Here is a 24,390-nt window from a genome sequence, read left to right on the forward strand (position 1 = left end):
CCGGCGCCTGAAACCGGTACGCTCACGGAGTGAGCCTGCCATTTTTCGAGGACCGCCCGGCCGCCTTGGCGCACCGCGGGTTTTCCCGCGAAGGGCTGGAAAACTCCATGGCCGCGTTCCGCGCCGCCGTCGACCTCGGCTTCCGGTACCTGGAAACGGACGTTCACACCACGTCCGACGGCGTTCCGCACCTTTTCCACGACAGCACCCTGAAGCGCGTGACCGGCAACCCCGGCAGGATCTCCGGCCTGGCCGCGGACCAGGTGGCGCAGGCCAGAATCGGGGGCACGGAGCAGGTTCCCCGGCTGGATGCCCTGCTTCTGGAGCTGCCGGAGGCGCTGCTGAACCTGGACATCAAGGATTGGAACTCCGTGGAGTCGGTGGCGGCTGTGATTGAACGCCACCAGGCCCACCACCGGGTCCTAATTACCAGCTTTTCGGACCGGCGGCGCCGGGCGGTCCTGAAACGCCTGTCCCGCCCCGTGGCTTCCTCCGCCGGACTCACCCTCAGCGCCGTCTTCACGCTGTTGGGCCCCGCCCTTCCCACGCGGCTCTTCCGGCGCGTGATGCCGCGGATCCTGCACGACGTCCACGCGCTCCAGGTTCCCGTCCGCTACGGACCGGTCCGGGTGGCCACATCCGGCTTCGTCCGGAGGGCGCACTCCCTCGGTCTCGTGGTTCACTGCTGGACCATCAACGACCCGGGCGAGATGCGGCGGCTGCTGGACCTCGGCGTGGACGGGATCGTCACGGACCGGGCGGACCTGCTGCGGGACCTGCTGCTGGAACGGGGTCAGTGGCCTGAAGGGCCGGTCCGGTAGTCGGTTGCCGTGGTGGCCGGGTCCTGGCCGCCCTCGGAAGGATCCGCGCGCAACTCTTCGGGGTCGCCTTCGGGCAGTCCGCCGGGGCCGGCAACATGCTCCGGGGCCGGCGCAGCCGCGTCGGTACCGCCGGCACCGCCCCGCTGCGGACCTCGTTCCGCGTCGCCGCCCAGCGGGCTGTCCGAAACCGGACCTTCCGAGACCGGGCCGGGGGCTGCTCCTGTCTTCAGCCCCGGCGCCTTCTGCTCCTCGGCCTCCATGGCGTTGGAGCCTTCGCTGATGGAGGAGTGGACTTCTACGTCGTCGTTGGGATTCGTAGGGTCTGGAACGTTGGACTTCTCTGCCGGATCCGATGTGCCCGCGAGGTCCTCCATCGCGTTTTCCGCTGCCTTTCCGATGCTGTCGCCGATTCCCATGACTGTTCCTCCTGACATCGTGTGCGGGGCCACTGCGGGTGGCGCTGCCTGACAATTCCAGAATTATCAGCATGCTTACATTTAGTCCAGTGCGAGGCTGGCTTGCGGTGCGGACGACGACTGCACAGCCTTTAGGAGGCGCCGCCTCTTGGGTGCGCCCCGGCTCCGTCTGCGTCCGCGAGCTGCCGCTTCAGACCGTCCGGATCCAGCGGGGTGTTCCAGCCGGCCCAGTCCTGGGGCCGCACGGAGGGCCGGCCCAGGAGGTAGCCCTGTCCGGCGTGGATGCCCAGCTCGGTCAGGGCTTTGAGCTCGCCCGGTGTTTCGATGCCTTCAGCCACCAGCGAAGTGCCGATCTGCGCCGAGAAGTCCACCAGGCAGGCTGCGAGGGCGCGCTGGATCTCGTCCGTATCCACGCCGCTGATGATGTTGCGCCCCACTTTCAGGAAGTCCGGCTGCAGGTGGAGCATGCGGCTCAGGGCGCCGGCGGTGGGCTGGGTGTCATCCAGTGCGAGCCGCAGGCCCTGCTCGCGGAAGGGGTTGACCGCCGCCATGAACTGAAGATATTCCGCATCGGGAATGTCTTCGGTCAGTTCGAGTACCACCCGGTTAACGGGGAGGTCGATGTGGTCGAACAATTCGGGAAGCCGCGGGTCTATGCACGACGTCGGGGAAATGTTCAGCGAAACGTACAGGTGCCCAGGCAGGTCCCGCGCCGCAGCAGCGGCCGAACCCAGCGCGGCGAATTCAAGGTTGGCACCCAGCCCAACGGAGGCGGCCTCGGCAAACCACAATTCCGCGGCTGCACCGTCGTCGCTGACGAACCGGGACAGGGCCTCGGCGCCCACCACGGTCTTATCGCTGAGTCCGTAGATCGGCTGAAACGCCGTCATCAGCATCCTGCTCTCCAGCAGTGCGCTGATCCGGGACATGCTCCGGATGGCATCCATCTGCTCGGCCAGCTTGGGCGGAATGACGGGGAGGGCAGGATGCACCGGCCCGGCACCCGGCGCAGGGTGGGAGCGCGATTCGCTGCGGCGTGACTCCATCAGGTATTCCAGGAGCGCCCGCTCTGGAACTCCAGGGTTCTCCTCGAGGCTTCTGCTGAGGCGCTGGCGCACACCGGCGCCGGACGGATCAGTATCTGACAGGACTCCGGCAATGATTCCCCATGCCTGTACCCGAACCGACATTAGCTACGCCCCCAGTTGACGAAGTAATGACCCAGTGGCCGCTTGACCACTTGATCGTATATCGGCGCGCGTCAAAGCGCAGTAACTTCCGCTTTATTGGCTGGCGCGTTCTGCCAGGCTGGCCAGGACTTCCGGAACCTGCTCCGGCGGCACGGGCCGGCTGAAGTAATACCCCTGGGCGCTGAGGCACCCCAGCTCCCGCAGCATGCCGGCCTGTTCGGCCGTCTCCACCCCTTCCCAGACCGCCTCCAGCCCGCAGGCCCGGACGAGCTGCAGGACGGCCGCCACCAGCGCAGGCTGGGTGGGGTCGTCACCGAGCCCGACGAGGAGTGACCGGTCCACCTTGACCCGGTCCACGGGGAGCCGTCGGAGGTAGCTGATGGATGAATAGCCTGTGCCGAAGTCGTCGATTTCCAGGCCGACGCCAAGTCCCCGGAGTCCGCCGAGGGAGTAGCGGTCCAGCTCGTTGCCGCGGACAATGGCGGCCTCGGTGAGCTCCAGGACCACCTGGGAGGGCAAGACGCCGGTCTCCTTGAGGACCTCCCGTACGTCCTCGATAAACTGCAGGCTTTGCAGATCAGTTGCGGAGATGTTGATCCGCACCGAGAAGCGGCTGTCCACCACGGATTCCGCCTGCCAGTCCCGCAACTGGTGCACGGCGGCATGGAGCACCCAGAGGCCGAGTTCGGAAATCAGCCCCGCCTCTTCAGCGACGGGGATGAACTCGTCCGGCATGATTATTCCCCGCTCGGGGTGGTGCCAGCGGACCAGGGCCTCCACGCCCTCGATCCGTCCGGTGGCGAGCTCCACCACCGGCTGGTAGGCCAGCTCCAGGCCGCTGTTCCGGATGGCGCCCCGCAAATCCTCGACCAGCTGGCTGCGGAGCCGCCGGACCAGCAGCAACCCGGGTTCGAAGCGGTGGAGCCGGTTCTGGCCCTCAGCCTTGGAGGCGTACATGGCGACGTCCGCCTCCATGAGCATGTCCTCGGGACTTTGCCCGGAACCCCCGATGCTGAGGCCGATGCTCGCACCGCACCTGATGCTGCGCCCCGGGACCTCGATGGGTTCGCCCACCTCCGCAAGGATGCGGTGCGCCACAATATCCGCCTGGTCCGGGGATGCCGCAGGCATGACGATCGCGAACTCGTCTCCGCCCAGCCGTGCCACCACGTCCGAGGTGCGTACGGCGCGGCGGATCCGTTCTCCCACGGTGACCAGGACCTGGTCGCCAGCGCTGTGTCCCAGGCTGTCGTTGATGGTCTTGAACCCGTCAAGATCCATCAGGAGCAGCACCGGCGCTTCGTCGTCGGGCGCTTCCGCGTCAATGGCGGACCGCAGCGCCTCGAGGAGGGCGGACCGGTTGGCCAGGCGCGTGAGCGGATCCTGCATGGCCATCGCCTGCATCTTCAGGTGCGCCTCGTGGAGCATCTGGGTGCGGACCTGGACACGCTGTTCCAGCTCTTCGTAGATGATCTGGAGGTCCTCGGCCAGGAGGTTCGTGCCCATGATGATGGCATCGAGGTCGTCGCGGGCAGGTGACACCTCGATGCGTGAGCTGAGGTCCCCGGAGGCCAGCCTGACGATGCCTTCCAGGAGGCGGGAGAGCCGCGGGTCGTCGTCGGAAAACATCTGGTTCCTCCTCCCGTCCTCTCAGTTGGCCTGGCTGCGGGCAGCGTCCAGCGGCAGGCTCACCGTCACGGTGGTTCCCGCGCCGAGCGTGGAGGCCACATCGATCCGGCCGCCGTGCCGGGCCACGATGTCCTTGGTGATGGCGAGCCCCAGCCCAGTGCCCGGAATGGCGCCGGCCATCGCGTTGGACGCCCGGTAGAAGCGGGTGAACACGTGGTCGATCTCTTCGCTGGAAATCCCGATCCCCGTGTCCGCAACGCTGACAGTGGCCCAGCGGGTGCCGTCCGGCGCGGCATGTGACTCGCTGCCCACCTCTATCCGGCCGCCGCTCGGGGTGAACTTGATGGCGTTGGAGACCAGGTTGGTGAACACCTGCTGGAGCTGGACCTCATCCGCCAGGATTTCCGGGTCCTCGGGGACCGGTTCGAGGGCGATGGTGACGTTCTGCTGTCTGGCCAGCGGCCGCAGAGCTGCGGCCACAAGGTCCAGCGTCCGCCCCAGGCGCACGGGGGTCAGGTGCATCAGGGAATCGTCCAGGCCGTTGCGCGAGACGCTCAGCATGTCCTCCATCAGGGCCCGCAGTCGTTCGGTGTTCCGCACCACGATGTCCAGCATCTGGTGCACCTCGGCGGAAACCGGCTCCTCGGCGGAAACCGGCTCCTCGGCGCTCTCCTGGATCATGTCGAGGTAAGCCATGATGGACGTCAAAGGCGTCCGCAGCTCATGATTGACGGTTGCGAGGAAATCGGTTTTGGCCTTGTCCAGCTCGCGCAGCTGCCGGACTACCTGCTGCTGGCTGTTGATCAGGTGGCTCTGGATGAGGCCGTGGGCCGCGTTCCCGGCCACGTGCTGGATCAGTCCGAGTTCGGTGTTGGACCAGGAGCGGGGGCATCCGAGCACCGTTATCCAGACGATGCCCAGGGATGATTCGCCTTCGCCCAGCGGAACGGCCAACGTTGAGAGTGCTCCGGGCGCCAGCCTTCCGGCGTCGTCCTCCCCGCCCTCCGCCGCCCCGGGGGAGAGGCCCGGTGCCGGCAGCGATTCCGCTCCGGCCCATAGCCGGTCAGCAAGCTGTCGTGCCTCCCTTTCCTCTGGAAACATGTTGTCCGGAACAAGTTCCAGCCCCGGCCGGGTCCAGTCTGCAGTGAGCTGCGGGATCCTGGGGTCGTCGAAGGTGGCGAGCCGAACGTGGTCGGCGTGGAAGGTGCTGCCGAAACCGGCGGCTACGTAGTCGGCGATCTCCTGCGGATCATTGGTGCTCCGGACGGCTGCGGATACCTCCCGAAGCCGTTCCCGCAACGCTTCAGTTTCCTGACGGGCTGCCCGACGTCGGGCCACCATCCCCACAAGTGCGTTGGCGCGGTGCACCAGCTCCCTGGGGGCCGGTGGCTTGATGATGCTATCCCGGATGCCTGTACGCTCAAGCGCGGCTGTCTCTTCGGGGCTGTCCAGATTGACCAGGACCAGAACCGGGACGTCGGCGTCGAAGGCGGACAGGGGCGCATCCACCACAACGACGTCGGGGACGCCGGCGGCGAGCAGCGCTGCCAGGGATCCTGCGTCCCCGGCGGTCCGGACGCTGTAACCTGCGCGGCGGAGTGCATCGGCGAGCAGGGCAACCCGGGCGGCGTCAAGGTCTGCCACCACAGCGGCGCGGGATGTCCGTGCATACGAAGGCGTGTCAGGCCCCACGGTCCCCCTTCCCTCCCAGTTGAGTACATTGTAGGGGGACGCCGGGTGGAGGCTCCATGGAAAAGAGCGGGGGAGCAGCGATGCAGCCAGGGACAGCTTCCGGGAAACCGGATCTCTTCTTCGACGACGGCGGTGTCCTTCAGTTGCGGTGGCCCCGGAACGCGTCCATTACCGAAGACGACGCCGAGGCGGCCATGGAGGGCGTCAACCGGCTTTGCGGCCAGGACCGCCACCCCATGCTCGTGGATATGGCCACGACTGAAAAGGTGAGCAGGGGTGCCCGCGCGGTCTTCGGCCGCCCCTGCCAGGCGTCCCGGATCGCGCTTTTGGGCTCGTCGCCTGTGGACAAGGTCATGGCGAATTTTGCCCTCGGCCTGGGAACCCGGCCCTGCCCCACACGCTTCTTCACGTCCCGGGACGAGGCCATGGCGTGGCTGCAGGCCGGCAGCGAACCCGCATGAAAGCGTTCACGTCCGCTCTGCGCAAGTACCTGATGACCCCCAGGCTGATCCGGCTGGCGCGCTCCGCCCCGAAAGACCGGCCGCTGGCGTGGGAGCGGTACTGGGCCGGGATCAGCGCGACCGGAAGCGCCGGTGAGGTGCTGTGGGACTCCGGCTCGGACCGGGAATTCCAGGGCTACAGGGACGTGCTGCTCCGGCACTTCGATCCGGAACTTCCTGTGCTGGATGTCGGGTGCGGTGATGGCAGTTTCACCCGGGCGCTGGCGGGCGTTTTTCCCCAGGTTGTGGGAGTGGATATCTCCCGCCACGCGGTGGAGCGGGCCCGGACGGAACCGGCTTTGCAGGATGCAAGCGGCAGCGTGACCTACGAGGTCTGCGACATGACAGAGCCGGGTGCCGGAACCGGTCTTGCGAGAGCACCCGGCGCCAACGTCTTCATCCGGGGCGTCCTCCATGTGCTTCGCCGTGACGACCAGGCGGCACTGGCCGAAAACCTGCGCATCCTTGCTGGGGCCCGGGGTGCCGTCTTCTTGGTGGAGACGAACTTCCGGGGAAGCCCTGTCTCCTATGCCTCCCATTTGGGCGCCACGTTCCGCAGCATTCCTGCTCCCCTGGAAAGGGCCATCCGGGGACTCCCGATGCCGGGCCATTTTGGTCCGGAAGAGCGCTCGCGGATCCTTTCGCCGGCGGTCTGGCACTTGCTCGAGGACGGTCCGGCGGTCATCGAGACGCACCCCCTCACGGGACTGGCGGGCCGCAACCAGGTGCCGGGCTACTACGCGGTGCTGCGGCAGCATAGATAGCGATCTGCGGGCTTTCCGGCAGCCCGCAGTTTTTCCGCAATTTACCATCAAGGCAGGCGCCGAAGCCCTATGGCAAGTAAACTTATTACCCAGCCTCTGGGGAAGGGAAGCAGCTATGGTGCAGGACAGAACACGAGCCGCCCGGGCGGCAGCGCGCGACTTCGTTCCCTCGGGTGCCCTCCTCTCGATACTTCTCCCGCCCACCTACGGCAGCCACGTCACGGAGACCACCGCGTTCACGGTCCTCTCGGTAGAGGTGTGGTCCTCCGGGCTGGTGGTCAACATACAGCTGGCCTCCGACATGGCGCCGGAGGCCAAAATCGTCCTGCAGGACCACTTTGGAACGGAGTACACCCTGCGGAAGTCCGTCACGCTGGGTTCCCGGAATCTGCAGGTGTTCAGCCCCTCCCTGCCGGCCGGTGTCAGAAGCCTGACGGTCAAGGCGGCAGATGACGTCACGGGCCGGCCCGCCGTCACATTTGCTGTTCCGCTGATGCCCGCGCCGGCGGAAGAATCCGGCCCGCAACTGCGCCGCCCAGCCTGAACAAGACCCGACGAATCGCAAGGATCCCTGCACGCCCCCAAGGAAAGGCACCCATGCAGCCAACCACGGAATTTTCCCCTGCTACCGCCATCGTCACCGGGTCCGACTCGGGCATCGGTAAGGCTACCGCCGTGGCCCTCGCCGCCGCCGGCCTGGACGTCGGGGTGACCTGGCACTCAGACCAGGCCGGCGCTGAGGATACTGCCGCAGAGGTCCGTGCCCTCGGCCGGAAGGCGGTGGTGCGGCAGCTGGACACAACCGACCTCCAGGCGGCGGCCGGCGTCATCGACGCGCTCGCGGACGAACTCGGCGGGGTGGACGTCTTCGTCAACAATGCCGGGACCGGAGACGGAACGCAGTTCCTGGATCTGGATGTGGAAACCTGGCAGCAGACCGTGGACACCAACCTGGGCGGCGCCTTTGTCTGTCTGCAGGCCGCAGCGCGCCGGATGGTAAGAGCTGGCCGGGGTGGCAGGCTGATCGCGGTCACGAGTGTCCACGAGTTTCAGCCGCGCGTCGGGGCCGCCGCGTACGACGCCTCAAAGCATGGTCTGGCCGGGCTCATGAAAACCATCGCCCTCGAATTGGCCCGCCACGGCATCACCGCCAACAATGTGGCGCCCGGTGAAATCGCGACCCCTATGACGGGGCAGGAGAATGAGGACCCGACGGCGAAGGACCGGCCCGGAGTGCCGCTCGGCAGGCCGGGGGACGCCCGGGAGGTGGCTGCGGTCATCGCCTTCCTTGCCTCGCCCGCCGCCAGTTATGTCACGGGGGCGTCCTGGCCCGTGGATGGCGGCATGCTGCAGATGGGGCCGCAGGCCGGATCGCACATCACCAGCCACGAGTGGCGCGACACCTAAACCCGCCGGGCTGGCATGATGGAGCGCATGCGCATCTTGATCGCCCCGGATAAATTCAAGGGTTCCCTCACTGCGGCTGAAGCTGCCGCGGCCATCGCCGAAGGCGCCCTCCGCGTCTACCCGGACGCTGTAGCAACCCAGTTCCCCATCGCGGACGGCGGGGAAGGAACCCTGGAGGCCGCCGTGGCCGCAGGATACGAGGAGCGGCTGCACGCCGTCGTCGGCCCCATCCTGGCGCCGACCGGTGCGGCGTGGGCGCTCCATCGGGATCCGGGCGGCCACATCACGGCGGTCATCGAGACCGCGCAGGCCTCGGGACTGGCCGACATGGAACCGACTCCCGAGAATGCGCTGCGCGCCCACAGTTATGGGTGCGGTCAGCTCATTGCCGCCGCGCTGGAGGCCGGCGCTACCGAGATCGTCCTGGGCCTGGGCGGGTCCGCCATGACCGACGGCGGCAGCGGCGCACTCCGCGCCCTTGGCCTGAAGCCCCTCGACGCCGCCGGCAACGTCGTGCCGCTGGGCGGGGCGTCCCTGGCGGACGTGTCCGCCCTCGATGTCTCCGAACTGGATCCCCGGCTGGCCGGTACCCGGTTCCGCATCGCGGTGGATGTGCGGAACCCGCTCTACGGTACCTCCGGAGCCGCCCACGTTTTTGGGCCCCAGAAGGGCGCGGACCAGGACGCGGTGGAAATGCTCGACGCCGGGCTCCGCAACTGGGCGTCCGTCCTCCGCGAAGCAACGGGCCGGGACGTCAACGTCCCGGGGGCGGGCGCCGCCGGTGGCTTCCCGGCGTCGTTCCTTGCCTTCACCGACGCCGTGCTGGAAGGCGGCTTCGCGCTGGTGGCGGGGCTGACGGGGCTGGCCGAACAGCTCGCGGAGGCTGACCTGGTGATCACAGGTGAGGGGTCCATGGATTCGCAGTCGCTGACCGGAAAGGCCCCGATTGCGTTGGCACATGCAGCCCGGGAACGGGGGATTCCCGCGGTGGTCGTGGCCGGGCGCATCCTCGTCACTGCAGAAGACCTCGCCCAGCACGGCGTGGTGGCTGCCGCCCAGCTGCTCGATGTTGCCGAAGGTCCGGAAGACGCCGTCGCGAACGCCGCCCGGCACTTGGTGCGCGCCACGGCCCAGGTGCTCGAGGGTGCTTAGCCGCCGGTTTTATACGATGGTGGTCCTGCCTCGGCGGCGCCACCACACCAGCACCACGATCAGGGTGGCCAGGGCGATCCCTCCGATGACCCAGGGGGCGAAGTCGAGCCGGCTGGCCTCCTTCTGCGCCGATTCGCCTGTCCCTGGGTTGGCCGGGCCGGTGGAAGCGGTGTCGCCGGGGGACGGTGTGGGAGTGTAACCGGCCAAGGGGACCAGCGTTTCGGCAGTATTGGCCTGGCTGGCGCTGGCCGCGGCGGAAAGGTGGGCTGTCTGCGGGGCTGCGTGCGCCGCTCCTGCCGCCAGGGCGGGAGCGGCGGCGAAGGTCAAGGCCAGCAGGATGGTACGGACGATGGTGTGCATGACTAGGCTCCTGTTTCGTAGTGCGGTTCGGCCACCGGCTTGGACTCCGGTGACCCCCTTTCCCGCAGGTAGACGGAGGCGCCCACCAGGACAGCCACCGCAAGGAATTCGCTCTGCCAGTTCTGGAACGATTCGAACCAGAACCGGCTCGTGGCGATATACTGCAGGACGGTCACGGACGGTCCGTCGTGGCTTTGCTGGTCCTGGTTGTAGGCCTCCGCGCCGCCGACGGCATGCAGGCCAAAAGAGGCGAGGAACAGCACGAAGAGCAGGATGGACAGTGAGTGCTCGTAGAACTTCAGCACCACGCCTCCGCGCTTCACGGGCCAAGGCGTGGCCTTCCTGATCGCTGCCTGGCGCGGGTCCTCGTCCTGCGGAGCGTCCTTGCCCATCGGTTTGGACTCCGAGGAACCTTTCTGGAAGAGGAAGACTGTGAGCACTACGTACATGCCCATCTGCAGGAATTCCGATTCCCAGTTCTCGAAGGTGGCTTCCATAAATTCCCCGGTGCCCAGAAACTGGAGGACGGAAACGGCGGCTTCACCGTGCGCCTGCTGCTCCTCGCTGTATGCTGCCGCCCCGGAGAGGATCATCCCTCCGAAGAACACGAGGAACAGGGCCGTGTTGGCGATGAGCAGCCCGTGTTCCTTGGCCCATTTGCCCATAATCATTCCTCGTTTCTGGACGCCGACGGGTTGTCCTCGGCGGTCCGGTTCAGGTGCAACGGGACGTAAACGAGCAGTACCAGAAGCAGCGCCAGGAGCACACCGCCTGCGGTGAGTCCTGCCTCCCGGCCGGCGGTCACGTCGAAGACCAGGGACGCGGTCCCCACACTGAGCAGGCCGACACCGCCCAAGGCGATCTTGGTGATGGCGTCCGCGCTGTTCACCAGCGTTTCCTTGAGCCGCTTCCGGAACAGCCGCCGGTGGACGCTGACCGGCAGCAGGATGAAGGCGGTGGTTAGCGCGGCCACCACGACGTTAGCGAGGTAGAGCGTCACCTGATAGTCGTCCAAGGTCTTGAAGCGATCCTGGAAGGGCAGGGTCAGCAGGAAACCTGCGAGGATCTGGACGCCGGTCTGCAGCACGCGCAACTCCTGGAGGAGCTCACCCCAGTTGCGGTCCATCCGTTCTTCGCGGGTTTCGTTCCTCCCGGACGAGTCCCGATGATCTTCTAACTCTGGCATTGTTGTTTCCTTTCCGCGCCGCTCCGCTGGTTCAGTTCTACTCCCTGCCTGCCCGTTAGCAAGGTCAGCGTTGCGCCTGTGTCCATGTTTGGTAAGTTTACTGATTACTGCTGGCGGGGATGCGGACCTCCGCGAACCCGCCCAGGAACTCCATCCGCAAACGCACACCAGGAGGAACCATGGCGCAGGAAAACCAGCACGTTGACCCGGAGGCTGCCACCGGCGGTTACGGCACGCCCACGGCAGAGCAGGAGCTGGGCGGCAGCCAGGGATCGCAGGCAGTGGACACCAACGCACCCCAGGCGGGGTCCGGCGGACAGCCAGTGCCGCGTGATCCTGCCGCACCGCAGGGCGGCGACGCTGACCTGCCCTCCAGTGCCGCGGAGATCGACGAATCCAACGACGACTCAAAGGGCTCCGCACCCGTCTCTTCGGAATCGGGCGAGGACGCGGCCGGGCTTCCGGACGGCAGCGGCAGCGACCTTCCGCAGGAGGAGGCGCCCAAGGACGACGACGGCGAGAGCTTCGACGCCGGATAGTCGCCGGAGCGGGCGCTAGTCTCCGCTGCCGGAGCCGACGGAGGCGGCTCCGGCGCCGATGAACAGCTCCCGGAAAGACCTCCCCGACAGGCATCCGGTGGACGTATTCTTAGTACAGGGTTTTGCAGTGGGCCTGGGCGCTACCACCAAGGCTGGAACATGGCCGCTGAACCTACGGGGCAGGTTGGCTGGGGACCGCTTCCAGTCCCCCCGGAGCCCGTCTTCGACAGCAAGGACGTCGAGGACTACCTCCAGGAGGAGACCCGCGACTTCATGCGGGACATCAACGGGGACCGCCGCGGCATCGGCTGGGCGGCCACCCTCTTCCGGCTGGGCGCTTCCCGCACCATCGCAGCCAGCACGGACCAGGCGCGCCAGGCGGACCGCGAGCAGTGCTCCTTCGCGGACGGGCCCGTCATGGAAGCGCTACGCAACAACGCGTTCGTTCTGGTCTCGGATCTGGCGCGGGACCGGCGTTGGCCGGGGTACGCCAGCGCTGCATCGGCCCACGGGGTGCAGTCACTGCTCGCGGTGCCTCTCGTGTCAGAGGAATCCGCCAGCGCCGCCATCAACCTTTACGCGCCGCTGCCGCACGCGTTTACCAGCGACGACCTGTTGAGCGCCGCGGCTTACGTCCGCCATGTGGCACGCGCCCTGCGGGTGGTGGTCCGCATCGCCGAGCGCGCCGAGGCGGCGGCGGGCGCCGCCGTCGTCCATGGCTCCCTGGTGCTGGTGGACCTGGGAGCGGGCCCCGCGCCGCTTAGCGCTTCTTCGGAGCGCGCTTCGGGCCGCCGCTGACCGGGACCGGGTCGGTTTCCGGTTCGGCGACCGTTCCGCGGGCCTTCGCGATGGCTTTCATGCCGTGGTAGATGACCAGCGCCGCGGCGGAACCCAGCGCGATGCCGGTGAAGGTCAGCTCGCCGATGGTCCAGGTGTAGTCCGCGATACCGATGATCAGGGCAACGGCAGCCGTGGTGAGGTTGACCGGGTTGGCGAAGTTCACCTTGTTCTGGACCCAGATTTTCACGCCCAGGATGCCGATCATGCCGTACAGCATGGTGGCTGCGCCGCCCAGGACACCGGCGGGAACTGTCGCAATGAGTTCGCCGAACTTTGGCGAGAAGCTCAGCAGAATGGCGAAGATCCCCGCAACCCAGTAGGCCGCGGTCGAATAGACCTTGGTGGCAGCCATGACGCCGATGTTTTCCGCGTATGTGGTGGTGCCGGAGCCGCCGCCGAAGCCGGCCAGGACGGTGGCGGCACCATCGGCCATCAGGGCGCGGCCGGACACGCCGTCCAGGTTCTGGCCGGTCATCGCGGCAACGGACTTCACGTGGCCGATATTCTCCGCCACCAGCACCAGGACGACGGGTACGAACAGGCCCAGGACGCCCAGGTGAAATTCGGGCGTCTGGAACTGCGGCAGGCCGACCCACGCGGCGGCGTCCATCTTGTCATAGCTGACCTCGCCGCGGATCATGGCCACGAGGTAGCCCACCACGACGCCCACCAGGATACTGAGCCGGCCCACGATGCCGCGGAAGAGGACGCTGACCAGGATGATGGTGGCCAGCGTGATGACGGCTGTGATGGGGGCGGCGTCGAAGTTCTGTTTGGCGGCCGGGGCAAGGTTCAGGCCGATGAGGGCCACAATGGCGCCGGTCACGATGGGCGGCATCAGGCGGTTGATCCATTCGGCGCCGAATTTTTGCACTATGGCACCCACGAGGGCCAGCGCGGCCCCGGCCATGACCACGCCGCCCAGCGCGCCCGCTACACCGAACTGCTGCTGCGAGGCCATGATGGGAGCGATGAACGCGAAGCTCGAGCCCAGGTAGCTGGGCACCCTGCCCTTGGTGATCACGAGGAACAGCAGGGTGCCGATGCCTGAGAAGAGCAGTGTGGTGGCCGGTGGCATGCCCGTGATGATCGGCACCAGGAAGGTGGCGCCAAACATGGCCACCACGTGCTGCATGCCAACGCCGATGGTCAGGGGCCAGGCCAGCCTCTCGTCCGGGGCCACCACGTGGCCGGGCTTAATGGACTTGCCGGTGCCGTGCAGCTTCCATGTGATTCCGAGCATGCTCATGCGAGGTGGCCTTTCAGGGGCGTTGAGGGGGTGCCGCGAAGGCAGAGGGGGATCCGCACCAGAATACCGCGAAGGCGGCACGTGGCGGAGGCCACGTGGCCGCCGGGAACAAATGGGCATTACTTGAAGTTGCAACAAATGAACAACGTATGGAAGCCTCCCCGGTCCGCGGGGCGGCGCACTGAAAGGCTAACCCCATGACCATTGCCCATGAAGAAGCGGTTATCGATTCGGCCGCAGTCGACGCTATTTTTGCCGAAGCCCGCACCGCTAACTCCTTCACCGGAGAGGTGACCGAGGACCAGGCCCGCGCCATCTACGAACTCACCAAGTTCGGACCCACCGCCTTCAACTCGCAGCCGCTGCGCGTCACGTACGTCCGCTCGGACGAGGCCCGCGCCACGCTGGTGGACGCCATGATGTCCGGCAACCGCGCCAAGACCGCTTCCGCTCCGCTGGTGGCCATCCTCAGCTACGACGCCGACTGGGCGGGCCAGTGGGACAAGTTCCTTCCGGAGTACAGCGCCCCGAAGGCCATGTATGACGCCGACCCCGAGCTCGCCGCCGCCACCGGCAACAACAACGCCCACCTGCAGGCCGGCTACTTCATTCTGGCCGTCCGCTCGCTCGGCCTTTCCGCCGGACCGATGACCGGTGCCGACTTCAACGCCATCGACACCGCGTTCTTCCCGGCCGGCGGCCAGAAGAGCTTCCTGGTAGTCAACATCGGCCAGCCCGGCGAGGGCGCCTGGGGCGCCGCGAAGCCGAAGTTCGCCTACGAGGACGTCGTCCGCACCGTCTAACCCCCGCGACCCTCTCTCAGTTTCTGCAGCTTTTCGGCCGTCGCTCTCTCACCGTGTGAGAGAGCGACGGCGTTTAAGGCGCAGGGAGTGAGAGAGCGTCGGGTGGGGGGATGGGAGACTGGGGCTATGCCAATGCGGAACCTGATCCTGGTGGCCTTCGTCGAGCCGGTGGCCGACGGGCTGGTTTTCCCCCGCAGCGAATGGCCGCTGCACATCACGCTGGTGAGGTTCGACGCCGATGCCTCCGCGGGCGCCGACCCCGCCGCAGCGCTGGCGGCGGCGGCCGACGCGACTGCCCGCGCAGCCCTGGGCGCCACGCTGCTGATAGGGGAAGACGCAGGTTTCGGCCGTGGCGGCTCGGTCCCCGTCAGCCTCGTGGAACCAGACCCCGCGCTCCAGGCCCTGCACGAGGATCTCGTGCGGGCCGTCGAAGATCTGGACGGCCGCATCCTCACGCCGCACCACACCCTGTCCGGTTACCGGCCGCATGTCTCCCACCGCGGCGCGGGGCCGGAGGTGAAGCGCCTGCATCCGGGAGACGCCGTCGTACTTGACCGGATTGCCCTGGTGGACATGGCGCCCGACGGCGACCGCACCATCCGGCGCATCCTGCGCCTGTGGAGCCTACCGGACAGCAGCTAGGCGATAACGCTGTCCACCAGGGCCTTGGCCTCGGCCTGCACCTGCTTCAGGTGTTCCTCGCCCTTGAAGGACTCGGCGTAGATCTTGTAGACGTCCTCGGTGCCGGACGGGCGCGCCGCGAACCACGCGTTCTCCGTGACAACCTTCAGCCCGCCGATCGGCGCGCCGTTGCCGGGGGCTTCGGTGAGCTTCGCGGTGATCGCCTCGCCGGCCAGTTCGGTCGCGGTGACGTCCGACGGCGAGAGCTTGCCGAGTGCCGACTTCTGCTCCCGCGTGGCAGCGGCGTCGATCCGGGCATAGACAGGGGCGCCGAACTGGTCCGTCAGCCCCTTGTACAGCTGCGATGGCGACTTGCCGGTGACGGCGGTAATCTCGGAGGCCAGCAGCGCCAGCAGGATGCCGTCCTTGTCCGTGGTCCACACGCTGCCGTCCTTCTTGTTGAAGGAGGCGCCGGCCGATTCCTCGCCGCCGAACGCGCCTTCGCCGGACAGCAGCCCGGGCACGAACCACTTGAAGCCCACCGGCACCTCCACCAGCTTCCGGCCCAGGCTTTCCGCCACGCGGTCGATGATCGAGGAGGAGACCAGGGTCTTGCCCACCACGGAGTTCGGGTTCCAGCCGCTGCGGTTGCGGTAGAGGTAGTCGATCGCGACGGCGAGGTAGTGGTTCGGGTTCATCAGCCCGCCGTCGGGCGTGACAATGCCGTGCCGGTCGGCGTCGGCGTCGTTTCCGGTGGCGATGTCGAAGGCGGAGCCGCCCCCGGTGGCCGTGCCGCCGTCGGACATCCGCTGGATCAACGACGCCATGGCGGAGGGCGAGGAGCAGTCCATGCGGATCTTCTCGTCCCAGTCCAGCGTCATGAACGCCCACTGCGGATCAACCGTGGGGTTCACCACGGTGAGATTCAGGTGGTGGCGCTCGGCGATTTCGCCCCAATAGTCCACGGATGCCCCGCCCATGGGATCCGCGCCGATCCGGACTCCGGCGTCCCGGATGGCGTCCAGGTTCAGCACGGACGGCAGGTCGTCCACATAGCTGCTGAGGAAGTCGAACTTACGGGTGCTGTCCGCAGCCAGGGCGTCCGCTACGGGAATGCGCTTGACGCCTCGGAGGTCGTTCTCCAGGAGTTCGTTGGCGCGATTGGCGATCCAGCCGGTGGCATCCGAGTCCGCGGGGCCGCCGTGCGGAGGGTTGTACTTGAATCCGCCATCCGCGGGCGGGTTGTGGCTGGGGGTGACCACGATCCCGTCGGCCTGCGGGGCACCTGCCCCGGCCTTCCGGTTGTAGGTGAGGATCGCGTGGCTGAGCGCCGGGGTGGGGGTATAGCCGTGCCGCGCGTCGACGAGGACCTGGACGCCGTTGGCGGCGAGGACCTCCAGCGCCGAGTTCTGCGCAGGTTCGCTTAGCGCGTGGGTGTCCTTGGCCAGGAACAGGGGGCCGGTGATGCCCTGGCCGGCGCGGTATTCCACGATCGCCTGGGTGATGGCGACGATGTGCCGCTCGTTGAATGACGCCTTCAGGCTGGAACCGCGGTGCCCGGATGTTCCGAACGCCACCCGCTGGCCCGGGTCCGAAAGGTCCGGCGTGATGTCGTAGTACGCGTCAAGGAGCGCAGTGATGTCAACAAGGTCCTGGGGGAGGGCAACTGTACCCGCGCGGCTAGCCATGGCACCAGCATGCCAGAGACGCGCCCGCGCCCAAACGGACAGTCCAGCATCCGGCCCCTGTGACGGCGGAATGTCATGCAAGTAGTGCGCCTGAGTACCGGGGCCGAAAAGTACCTATGTTCCACCGGTTGCGGGCCCTGTTACGTTCGAAGAAATCCAGGGAAAGACCCGGAGAACAACGGACGACGGCGTCCTGCCGCCAACGGTGTTTCCGGCAGTGGGCAGGGGGCGGCCATGGGGACGGCAGGCGGGAGAGCAGGCAGCGGCGGCGCAGATGATGGCCGCCACGCTGCGGGAACCCTCGACGAGGCATTGGCAGCGCTTGTGCACAGCGGCTGGCATCAGTTCCACGAGGTCAACTGGCCAGGACGGCCGCAGGCGCGCCTGGACCACGTCCTGGTGGGGCCGGGCGGGATCGTGGTGGTGGATGCCAAAGACTGGACCGGCGACGTGCGTGTAGTGTCCGGCGGGCTCTGGCAGGACCGTTACGCGCGGCCGCAGGCGGTTGAGGGCGCCCTCGCCCAGTGCGCGGCCGTCACCTCCGTAGTGGAACCCCGGTACCGCAGGCTGGTGCGGCCGCTGATCTGCATGACGGCCCAAACCAACCTCTTCGGGATCACAAGGGCGGACGTGCCCGTGGTGGGACCGGGCCAGGTAGTGCGTGCTATCGGCCTGCTGCCAGAGGTCCTGGACCGCGAGGACGTTGCGGGCCTGCACAAATCACTTGGCCGTACACTGACCGGCGATCAGCAGGCGGGACTCGCAGGCTTTCCCCGGCGGGTGCCCGCCCGCGGGGGACGCCCCGCGCGGCGGAAGGAACGGCACGGGCGGGCATCAGGCGCTGGATATATGCCGCCAAAGGAATGGGATCCTTCGCAGTACGGGCGGCCCGCCATGGCGCACCCCGGCCGCACCGCCGGGCCCCACTTCGGTGCGATCACTGCCGGCAGGCTGGCGCTGCTGGCAGCCTTCGTTGTTTTCGCGGTGTTTTTCCTGCCGCCGGGGGGCCCGTAGCCAGCCACCGCGCCGGTAGGCTGTAGCCATCACTTAAGGGGGAAACCGTGTCCAACCAGCCGCCGCCGTGGCCAGGCCCGCAGCGGCCGACGTATTACCAGCCGTCCGCATATCAGCCTTACCCGGGACCCGGTGCCCAGCAGTATTACTACGGCGTGGCCGACCAGCCGAAGCCGTTGAGCATCGCCAGCCTGGTTTGCGGCCTTGCCTCGGTCATCATGGGCTGGCTCCTGGTTCCCCAGGTGGCTGCCATTATTACCGGCCACCTTGGCCTGAAGCGGGAGCCTGCCGGACGGGGACTCTCCATCGCCGGCCTGGTCATGGGCTATCTCTTTCTGCTCGGATACGGCGCCCTGTGGGTGCTGATCCTCATCGGTCTGGCCATCTTCCGGGCGGAAACCTACTACTCGGCCTAGAAGCCCAACTGGTGCGCTACCTGGAGCAGGAGCGCCTCGGACCCCATCGGGCCGACCAACTGGATGCCCATGGGCAGCCCCTGACCCGCGGCGCCACCCGTCCAGTAGACAGGAATGGTGATGGCCGGCAGGCCCGCAGCGTTCACCATCGAGGACCAGGGCGCGTATTCACACTGCTTCCGGTAGTCCTCGTCGGCGTCTCCCGGCCACTGGGCTGCAGGCCAGCGTTCCCCGCCGTGGGCCGTGCCGGTAAACCAGCCCACCGGCCGCGGCGTCTGGGCCAACGCGGGGGTGAGCATCAGGTCCCACTGCGCGTATTGGGCGATGGTGTCGTGCTGGAACTGCCGCAGCAGCGCCAGGGACTCCTGCAGCTTGGCCGGGCTGCGCTGCTGTGCCCGGCGCCGGAACGTACGGGTCAGGGGCGCCAGCAGCGGTTCTCTGTGAGGGCTGATCCGCGCGCTGGCCACCCCGGCCGTCCAGGCGTTCGTGAAGGCGTCCGGGTAACGGTTGTCATAGCGGACCAGTGCCTCATCGACGACGTGCCCGGCATGTTCCAGCAGCTTCCGGCCCGCCTCGAGCGCGTCCAGGGCTTCCTGGTCCGGCGCGAACGGAAACGAACTTGCCCACGGGCTGTCCAAGGTGGCGCCGATCCGCAGCTGCCCGGAGATGCGGTCCAGGCTGCCAAGGTATGTCGCCTCCGGGACAAGGGCATCCATCATGAGGGCAGCGTCGGCGGCGGTGCGGGCCAGCGGCCCGGACACCACCAGCCGGGCCGGGTCGCCCTGGTTTTCGCCCGCCGGAACCAAGCCCCGTCCGGGCTTTAACCCGATCAGGCCGCATGCCGCCGCAGGAATGCGGACCGACCCGCCGCCGTCGGACCCTGGCGCAAAGGGCACCAGGCCCGCGGCCACCGCGGCAGCGCTTCCTCCCGAGGACCCGCCGGAACTCCGGCTGGGGGCATGGGGATTGCGCGACGGCGGCACGATGCGGTTTTCGCTGTAGGCCGTCAGCCCGAATTCGGGCACCTGGGTCTTGCCCAGCGAGATGGCTCCGGCGCCCCTAAGGACCGCGACAAGGGGTCCGTCGGCAGGCGCCGGCCTGTGGTCCAGGGCCGCACTGCCGTGGGTGGTGACCACACCGGCCACATCCGTCAGGTCCTTGAATGCCAAGGGCATGCCGTGCAGAGGGGGCAGGCTGTCGGGTGCGGTGCTGAACAAGGCATCGGCCGCTCGAGCGTCCCTTTCTGCCTGCTCTGCTGTCAGGGTAATGAAGGCTCCCAGCAGGGGGTTGCGCTGCTCGGCCCGGGCCAGGAAATGACCCACGGCCTCCACCGCCGAAACCTCGCCGTGCCGCAATGCGTCCCGAAGGCGCACCGCGGAAAGGTCGTGGAGTTCGGCCAAGGGGGTCCTCCTTCGGGTCTCCCGAAAGCCTAGCCCTATCGCCGCCCGGCGCCCGGCGACCCGGGTGGGACTAGGCTTAATGCAGCTTCTACCGGCTGCGAGACAGGATTCCCATGAGCGACTTTGATACCGTCCCCGTCAATGACCTCCCTGATGACGCCGTCCTCCTGGACGTGCGCGAGGACTACGAATGGGTGGCAGGCCATGCCGAGGGCGCGCTGCACATTCCCATGGACCAGCTTCCCGCTCGGCTCGAAGAGCTCGATCCGGACCAGGACCTCTATGTGATCTGCCGCACGGGCGGCCGCTCCTTCCGCGCAACGCAGTGGCTCACCGGCCAGGGTTACACCGCGATAAATGTCGCCGGCGGCATGGACCAGTGGCTCGAAGCGGGCCGCCCGCTGGTCTCGGACAACGGCCTGAAGCCGATCATCCTCTGATGCCAGGCCCAGCCACCTACGCGTTCCTGGGACCGGAAGGCACGTTTACCGAGGCAGCCCTCCTGCAGGTTCCCGGGGCGCTGCAGGCTGCCCGGGTGCCGGCGTCGAACGTCAATGCCGCCCTCGACCTGGTCCGCGAGGGCCGCGCGGACGCTGCCATGGTGCCCATCGAAAACTCTGTGGAGGGCGGCGTCACCGCCACGCTGGATGCCATCGCCAGCGGCGCGGAACTGCGCATCATCCGCGAAGTGCTGGTGCCCATCAGCTTCGTGCTCGTGGCGAAGGCCGGCGTCCGCCTGGAGAACGTGCGGCGGGTGTCAACGCACGGACATGCGTGGGCGCAGTGCCGGTTGTGGGTGGAGGCAAATATTCCTGCAGCCGAATACGTTCCAGGCTCCTCCACGGCAGCCGCGGCGATGGGCCTCCTCGACGACGACTGCCATTACGACGCCGCCATCTGCTCCCCGCTGATGGCTCAGGACCAGCCCGGACTTTCAGTCCTGGCCGAAAATATCGGCGACAACCCCGGAGCCGTCACCCGGTTTATCCTGGTGAGCCGACCGGGCGCGCTTCCGGAGCGGACGGGCGCGGACAAGACCACCGTCGTGGTCCCCCTCCCCGAGGACCGGCCGGGCGCCCTCATGGAAATCCTGGACCAGTTCGCGAGCCGGGGCGTCAACCTGAGCCGGATCGAATCCCGGCCCACGGGGCAGTACCTGGGGCACTACTTTTTCAGCATCGACGCCGACGGCCACGCCCGGGACGCCCGGGTGGCGGACGCCTTGGCCGGACTGCACCGGATCAGCCCGGCCACACGCTTCCTCGGTTCATATGCCCGGGCGGACATGCAGGAAACGGCCATCGAGCCGCATATGTCGGACCAGTCTTTTACCGCCGCCCGGTCCTGGGTGGCGGCCATCGTTGATACGGACAACGCCGCAGGTGGGAGCGCTGCGGGCACTTCGCCGACAGCGTAGGTAAATGCCCTTCGAAGTACTTCCCCGGGCTGTGGACAATGCGTATGCTTACTTGATCCATACGGGGGATGGCCCCTAACGAAGGGAGCGGGTCATGACAACCAGCAACACAAATGATGGCCAGGGAATGATCGTCAACCCCAAGCCCGCCGGCGACAACCAGGACTGGGACGGCGACGAAGCGGACCGGGCCGACCGCCTGCGCTTCGAGGAGGAGCAGGCCATGATCCGCGAGCAGTCCGAAGCCCGCGCCGCGGCCAAGGCTGCCGGACATGACCATAAGGCACCCAGCGCCTGACCGGGATCCGGCCTAATCCCGTCCTTTGACCCTGACCAGCAGTGACTGTGGCTTCACCTGGACAGTGACACGGGTTGCCTCTCCGGCAGTGTCCCCGTCGAGTTGGGTGGGCATCGGCTCCGGGCACTCGATAATGATCTTCCGTGACCGGTAAACGGTCATGATCGGCAGCTTTCCGCTGTGCTTGGACATGACCTTGACGTACATCAGCAGCCAGCCAAAGGCGCTTCGCGGGCTCATGACCACCACGTCCAGCATGCCGTCGTCGATCATCGCCTGGGGGATGAAATCGATGCCGCCCGGTACAAGGCCGCAGTTGGCAAACAGGACGCTGCGGATATTCCTCACCTGGGCGGGCCCTTCGTCCAGGGAAATGCTGACCTTCTTCCGGCGGCCAGGCAGATGTCGGACTCCCGCCTCCGTGTAGGCCAGCCACCCCACAGCCCTTTTCAGGCCGTCGCTTGTATCCGCCAGGACCTCGGCGTCCATGCCGATGCCGGCAATGACCAGGAACACGTGCTCCGATTGATGGCCGGTCCGGGCATTCTCGATCCCCATGCGGGCGGTGTCGATGTAGCGCTGCCGCCCGAACAGCGCCGTGTTCACACTGGAGTGCAAGTCGCCCACGTCCAGCTCCAGATTCCTTGCCAGCAGGTTGCCTGTGCCCAGCGGCACCAGTCCCATCGCCACCCCGGTGCCGGCCAGCGACTCAGCCACTACGCGCACTGTGCCGTCGCCACCGCCCACCAGGACGACGTCGGGCTTTCCTGCCAGTGCATTCCGCACCTGGCTGAAGCCCGGATCCCGCGCGGTCGTTTCGAAAAACTGGGGGTCCTCCCAGCCGGCGGCGAGGCAGGCGCGCTGGATGGTTGCCCGGGCCTCGGCGGCGCGGGCCTTGACGGGGTTCAGGACCACGGCCACCCGCTGCTTCTTCAGCTCCGGCTCGATGGCTTCCCCGCCCACCGTGCTTCGGATATGCAGGGCCCGGAGCCGCCGCACGCCCCACCAGCTCGAAATGGCGAAGGCAAGCGCCACCCCGATCAGCAGGTACAGGATCCAGTCACTCATGGTGCTTCAACAGTAGCCCGGCGGAAGGCACATCGTTCGGGGACAAACGCCCCTCCCGCCGTCGTGCGTTCGATTGGATACCCTTAGGGGGTGATCGACGTAAAAGACCTCAGCGAAAACCCGGACAAATTCCGTGCCAGCCAGCGTGCCCGCGGCGCCGACGAATCAGTGGTGGACGCGATCATCGCCGCCGATTCCGCCCGCCGGGCAGCGCTGATCCGGTTCGAAAACCTGCGTGCCGAGCAGAACGCGTTTGGCAAGAAGGTGGCCCAGGCCAAGGGCGAAGAAAAGCAGGCACTCCTGGCTGAAGTCAAGGAACTGGCCAACTCTGTCAAGGCCGCCTCTGCCGAGGCCGACGCAGCTCAGGCCAAGCAGGAGGAACTCCTGCGCACCGTCCCCAACCTGGTGGAAGACGGCGTCCCGGCCGGCGGTGAGGACGACTACGTTGTCATCAAGACCGTCGGCAAGCCGCGTGAATTCCCTGACTTTGAGCCGAAGGACCACCTGGAAATCGGTGAGCTCATCGGTGCGATCGATATGGAACGCGGCGCCAAGGTCTCCGGTGCGCGCTTCTACTTCCTCCGCGGCGTGGGCGCGCGCCTGGAGATGGCGCTGCTGCAGATGGCCATGGACCAGGCCATCGAAAATGGCTTCGTCCCCATGATCACTCCCACCCTGGTGCGCCCGGAGACCATGCAGGGCACGGGCTTCGACGTCAAGCACGACGCCGAGATCTACCGTCTCGCCGAGGACGACCTTTACTTGGTGGGCACCTCCGAAGTTGCGCTTGCCGGCTACCACGCAGACGAGATCCTTGACCTTTCCGCCGGTTCCATCCGCTACGCAGGGCAGAGCTCCTGCTACCGCCGCGAAGCCGGTTCGCACGGCAAGGACACCCGCGGCATCATCCGCGTGCACCAGTTCAACAAGGTGGAGATGTTCATCTACACCACCGTTGAGGAAGCCGCCACCGAACATCAGCGGATGCTGGCCTGGGAAGAAGAGATGCTGGCCAAGTGCGAGCTGCCCTACCGGGTGATCGACACCGCTGCCGGGGACCTCGGTATGTCCGCGGCGCGCAAGTACGACTGTGAGGCCTGGGTTCCCACCCAGAACGCGTACCGTGAGCTGACCTCCACCTCGAACTGCACCACATTCCAGGCCCGACGCCTGAACATCCGTGAGCGCGCCGTGAATTCCGAGGGCGTGGCCAAGGGCACCCGGGCCGTGGCTACGCTGAACGGCACCCTGGCCACCACGCGCTGGATCGTGGCGCTGCTGGAGCACCACCAGAACGCGGACGGCTCCGTCAACGTGCCGAAGGCCCTCCAGAAGTACCTGGGCGGCCTCGAGGTCCTCCCGGTCCTCTAGGTCCTGTCTGCCTCAGAAGTCCCCGCTCCGTGGACCAATCCCCCCGTCATGCGCGGGGGAATTGTCCTTGCCGCGGGGACTTTTCGGCCTTGACGCCTGCGGCCCGCAGCTTCCTGTCCAGCAGGTCGGGCTCTGACAGGGTCTTCCAGTCCCAACGGACCACCTTGTAGCCGAGGGCACGCAGCCGGTCTTCACGCTTCTTCTCGGCCAGAATTGCTTCGCGGGTACTGAGGTCTCCCAGGAAGCCGTCCTCAAGGTATTTGGCGTCGCCGTCGAATTCGCCAATGACGCCGAACTCTGGCCAGAAGAAGTCGGTACGCGCAATAAACCCCGCGCTGTCATGGAACGATTGCTGGAGTACGGGAGCGGGAAGACCAAGACCCGGAACAGCGCCCGGCTGCGCGATTCGCCCACGGACTCGCAGGCCTCGTCTGCCATGGCCAGGACCTCCTCCACCCGTCTGCGTTTGGCGGCGGACATGCGGGAAGCACCTTGGTGCAGTTCCTGTCGGGTCAGCCGTTTCTCCTGCCCGTGGTGCGCCCCCAATAC

The 24,390-nt window shown here is 67.2% G+C and carries 27 protein-coding genes; 16 read left to right on the forward strand and 11 right to left on the reverse strand.

All coding sequences use genetic code 11. The features are described 5' to 3' along the window. The first annotated feature begins 29 nt into the window (after positions 1 to 29). A complete protein-coding gene (locus ACIQC0_RS03615; protein ID WP_377216454.1) occupies positions 30 to 821 on the forward strand; it encodes a glycerophosphodiester phosphodiesterase family protein in 792 nt (263 codons plus the stop codon). Here the strand turns inward: ACIQC0_RS03615 and ACIQC0_RS03620 are convergent. The 4 genes from ACIQC0_RS03620 to ACIQC0_RS03635 form a co-directional block, all read right to left on the reverse strand. Then, positions 794 to 1,237, reverse strand: coding sequence for a hypothetical protein (locus ACIQC0_RS03620; RefSeq protein ID WP_400532683.1), 444 nt, complete (start codon positions 1,235 to 1,237; stop codon positions 794 to 796). The two genes, ACIQC0_RS03615 and ACIQC0_RS03620, sit on opposite strands and share 28 nt — an antisense overlap. A gap of 131 nt (positions 1,238 to 1,368) precedes the next feature. Continuing rightward, entirely contained in the window at positions 1,369 to 2,427 is a 1,059-nt protein-coding gene (locus ACIQC0_RS03625) for an EAL domain-containing protein (RefSeq protein ID WP_400532685.1), read from the reverse strand. Positions 2,428 to 2,520: 93 nt separating this feature from the next. Continuing rightward, entirely contained in the window at positions 2,521 to 4,056 is a 1,536-nt protein-coding gene (locus ACIQC0_RS03630) for a putative bifunctional diguanylate cyclase/phosphodiesterase (RefSeq protein WP_400532687.1), read from the reverse strand. Positions 4,057 to 4,077: 21 nt separating this feature from the next. After that, entirely contained in the window at positions 4,078 to 5,748 is a 1,671-nt protein-coding gene (locus ACIQC0_RS03635) for an ATP-binding protein (RefSeq protein ID WP_400532689.1), read from the reverse strand. 80 nt (positions 5,749 to 5,828) lie between these two features. Between ACIQC0_RS03635 and ACIQC0_RS03640 the strand changes: the two genes are divergently transcribed. The 5 genes from ACIQC0_RS03640 to ACIQC0_RS03660 all read left to right on the forward strand — a co-directional run bounded on the left by ACIQC0_RS03640 (position 5,829) and on the right by ACIQC0_RS03660 (position 9,571). Beyond that, positions 5,829 to 6,209 (forward strand): STAS/SEC14 domain-containing protein, encoded by a 381-nt coding sequence (locus ACIQC0_RS03640; RefSeq protein ID WP_377216606.1) that lies wholly within the window; start codon positions 5,829 to 5,831, stop codon positions 6,207 to 6,209. Continuing rightward, positions 6,206 to 7,012 (forward strand): class I SAM-dependent methyltransferase, encoded by an 807-nt coding sequence (locus ACIQC0_RS03645; protein WP_400532691.1) that lies wholly within the window; start codon positions 6,206 to 6,208, stop codon positions 7,010 to 7,012. The genes ACIQC0_RS03640 and ACIQC0_RS03645 overlap by 4 nt, the downstream gene beginning before the upstream one ends. 115 nt (positions 7,013 to 7,127) lie before the next feature. Further along, entirely contained in the window at positions 7,128 to 7,556 is a 429-nt protein-coding gene (locus tag ACIQC0_RS03650) for a hypothetical protein (protein ID WP_400532693.1), read from the forward strand. 53 nt (positions 7,557 to 7,609) lie between these two features. Next, on the forward strand, positions 7,610 to 8,419 hold the full coding sequence (locus ACIQC0_RS03655) for an SDR family oxidoreductase (protein ID WP_400532695.1): 810 nt from the start codon (positions 7,610 to 7,612) through the stop codon (positions 8,417 to 8,419). A 27-nt stretch (positions 8,420 to 8,446) separates the two neighbouring features. Next, a complete protein-coding gene (locus ACIQC0_RS03660; RefSeq protein ID WP_400532697.1) occupies positions 8,447 to 9,571 on the forward strand; it encodes a glycerate kinase in 1,125 nt (374 codons plus the stop codon). Positions 9,572 to 9,580: 9 nt separating this feature from the next. Here the strand turns inward: ACIQC0_RS03660 and ACIQC0_RS03665 are convergent, their stop codons facing one another. From ACIQC0_RS03665 to ACIQC0_RS03675, 3 genes are read right to left on the reverse strand one after another with little or no spacing between them, the layout of a single operon-like run. Next, positions 9,581 to 9,931: a LuxR family transcriptional regulator gene (locus ACIQC0_RS03665; protein ID WP_400532699.1), complete on the reverse strand. Its 351-nt coding sequence runs from the start codon at positions 9,929 to 9,931 to the stop codon at positions 9,581 to 9,583. A gap of 2 nt (positions 9,932 to 9,933) precedes the next feature. Beyond that, a complete protein-coding gene (locus tag ACIQC0_RS03670; RefSeq protein WP_400532701.1) occupies positions 9,934 to 10,596 on the reverse strand; it encodes a DUF6766 family protein in 663 nt (220 codons plus the stop codon). A gap of 2 nt (positions 10,597 to 10,598) precedes the next feature. Beyond that, entirely contained in the window at positions 10,599 to 11,117 is a 519-nt protein-coding gene (locus ACIQC0_RS03675) for a DUF6328 family protein (RefSeq protein ID WP_400532703.1), read from the reverse strand. Between the two features lie 179 nt (positions 11,118 to 11,296). Here ACIQC0_RS03675 and ACIQC0_RS03680 point away from each other — a divergent pair, with 179 nt between their 5' ends. Both ACIQC0_RS03680 and ACIQC0_RS03685 read left to right on the forward strand, forming a co-directional pair. Further along, complete coding sequence (locus tag ACIQC0_RS03680; RefSeq protein ID WP_377216466.1) at positions 11,297 to 11,656, forward strand: hypothetical protein; 360 nt, start codon at positions 11,297 to 11,299, stop codon at positions 11,654 to 11,656. 159 nt (positions 11,657 to 11,815) lie between these two features. Then, positions 11,816 to 12,454: a GAF domain-containing protein gene (locus tag ACIQC0_RS03685; protein ID WP_400532705.1), complete on the forward strand. Its 639-nt coding sequence runs from the start codon at positions 11,816 to 11,818 to the stop codon at positions 12,452 to 12,454. On the opposite strand, the gene ACIQC0_RS03690 is transcribed toward ACIQC0_RS03685, so the two are convergent. Next, positions 12,417 to 13,745, reverse strand: a complete 1,329-nt coding sequence (locus tag ACIQC0_RS03690) for a uracil-xanthine permease family protein (RefSeq protein ID WP_400532707.1) — start codon at positions 13,743 to 13,745, stop codon at positions 12,417 to 12,419. The genes ACIQC0_RS03685 and ACIQC0_RS03690 overlap by 38 nt on opposite strands. 197 nt (positions 13,746 to 13,942) lie before the next feature. Here ACIQC0_RS03690 and ACIQC0_RS03695 point away from each other — a divergent pair, with 197 nt between their 5' ends. Both ACIQC0_RS03695 and ACIQC0_RS03700 read left to right on the forward strand, forming a co-directional pair. After that, entirely contained in the window at positions 13,943 to 14,548 is a 606-nt protein-coding gene (locus ACIQC0_RS03695) for a malonic semialdehyde reductase (protein WP_400532709.1), read from the forward strand. 132 nt (positions 14,549 to 14,680) lie between these two features. Then, positions 14,681 to 15,190 carry a 2'-5' RNA ligase family protein gene (locus ACIQC0_RS03700; RefSeq protein ID WP_400533262.1) on the forward strand — a complete coding sequence of 170 codons (510 nt, stop codon included), beginning with the start codon at positions 14,681 to 14,683 and terminating at the stop codon, positions 15,188 to 15,190. Here ACIQC0_RS03700 and pgm read toward each other — a convergent pair. After that, entirely contained in the window at positions 15,187 to 16,857 is a 1,671-nt protein-coding gene (gene pgm / locus ACIQC0_RS03705; RefSeq protein ID WP_400532711.1) for a phosphoglucomutase (alpha-D-glucose-1,6-bisphosphate-dependent), read from the reverse strand. The genes ACIQC0_RS03700 and pgm overlap by 4 nt on opposite strands. 234 nt (positions 16,858 to 17,091) lie before the next feature. Between pgm and ACIQC0_RS03710 the strand changes: the two genes are divergently transcribed. Together ACIQC0_RS03710 and ACIQC0_RS03715 are read left to right on the forward strand one after the other, a co-directional pair. Beyond that, on the forward strand, positions 17,092 to 17,871 hold the full coding sequence (locus tag ACIQC0_RS03710) for a nuclease-related domain-containing protein (protein ID WP_400532713.1): 780 nt from the start codon (positions 17,092 to 17,094) through the stop codon (positions 17,869 to 17,871). A gap of 47 nt (positions 17,872 to 17,918) precedes the next feature. Beyond that, positions 17,919 to 18,287 (forward strand): DUF4190 domain-containing protein, encoded by a 369-nt coding sequence (locus ACIQC0_RS03715; protein ID WP_400532715.1) that lies wholly within the window; start codon positions 17,919 to 17,921, stop codon positions 18,285 to 18,287. Here ACIQC0_RS03715 and ACIQC0_RS03720 read toward each other — a convergent pair. Beyond that, positions 18,284 to 19,687, reverse strand: a complete 1,404-nt coding sequence (locus ACIQC0_RS03720; protein WP_400532717.1) for an amidase — start codon at positions 19,685 to 19,687, stop codon at positions 18,284 to 18,286. The genes ACIQC0_RS03715 and ACIQC0_RS03720 overlap by 4 nt on opposite strands. Positions 19,688 to 19,800: 113 nt before the next feature. Between ACIQC0_RS03720 and ACIQC0_RS03725 the strand changes: the two genes are divergently transcribed. The 3 genes from ACIQC0_RS03725 to ACIQC0_RS03735 all read left to right on the forward strand — a co-directional run bounded on the left by ACIQC0_RS03725 (position 19,801) and on the right by ACIQC0_RS03735 (position 21,402). Then, on the forward strand, positions 19,801 to 20,127 hold the full coding sequence (locus tag ACIQC0_RS03725) for a rhodanese-like domain-containing protein (protein WP_377216474.1): 327 nt from the start codon (positions 19,801 to 19,803) through the stop codon (positions 20,125 to 20,127). After that, a complete protein-coding gene (gene pheA, locus ACIQC0_RS03730; RefSeq protein WP_377216475.1) occupies positions 20,127 to 21,104 on the forward strand; it encodes a prephenate dehydratase in 978 nt (325 codons plus the stop codon). The genes ACIQC0_RS03725 and pheA overlap by 1 nt, the downstream gene beginning before the upstream one ends. A 94-nt stretch (positions 21,105 to 21,198) precedes the next feature. Then, positions 21,199 to 21,402: a hypothetical protein gene (locus ACIQC0_RS03735; protein WP_377216476.1), complete on the forward strand. Its 204-nt coding sequence runs from the start codon at positions 21,199 to 21,201 to the stop codon at positions 21,400 to 21,402. A gap of 12 nt (positions 21,403 to 21,414) precedes the next feature. Here ACIQC0_RS03735 and ACIQC0_RS03740 read toward each other — a convergent pair whose 3' ends face one another. Further along, entirely contained in the window at positions 21,415 to 22,470 is a 1,056-nt protein-coding gene (locus tag ACIQC0_RS03740; protein WP_400532720.1) for a diacylglycerol/lipid kinase family protein, read from the reverse strand. A gap of 90 nt (positions 22,471 to 22,560) precedes the next feature. Here ACIQC0_RS03740 and serS point away from each other — a divergent pair, with 90 nt between their 5' ends. After that, on the forward strand, positions 22,561 to 23,841 hold the full coding sequence (gene serS, locus ACIQC0_RS03745; protein ID WP_377216478.1) for a serine--tRNA ligase: 1,281 nt from the start codon (positions 22,561 to 22,563) through the stop codon (positions 23,839 to 23,841). Positions 23,842 to 24,390 lie beyond the last annotated feature (549 nt).

Source organism: Pseudarthrobacter sp. NPDC092419 (genome assembly GCF_044755045.1).
In the GTDB taxonomy this organism is placed as follows: domain Bacteria; phylum Actinomycetota; class Actinomycetes; order Actinomycetales; family Micrococcaceae; genus Arthrobacter.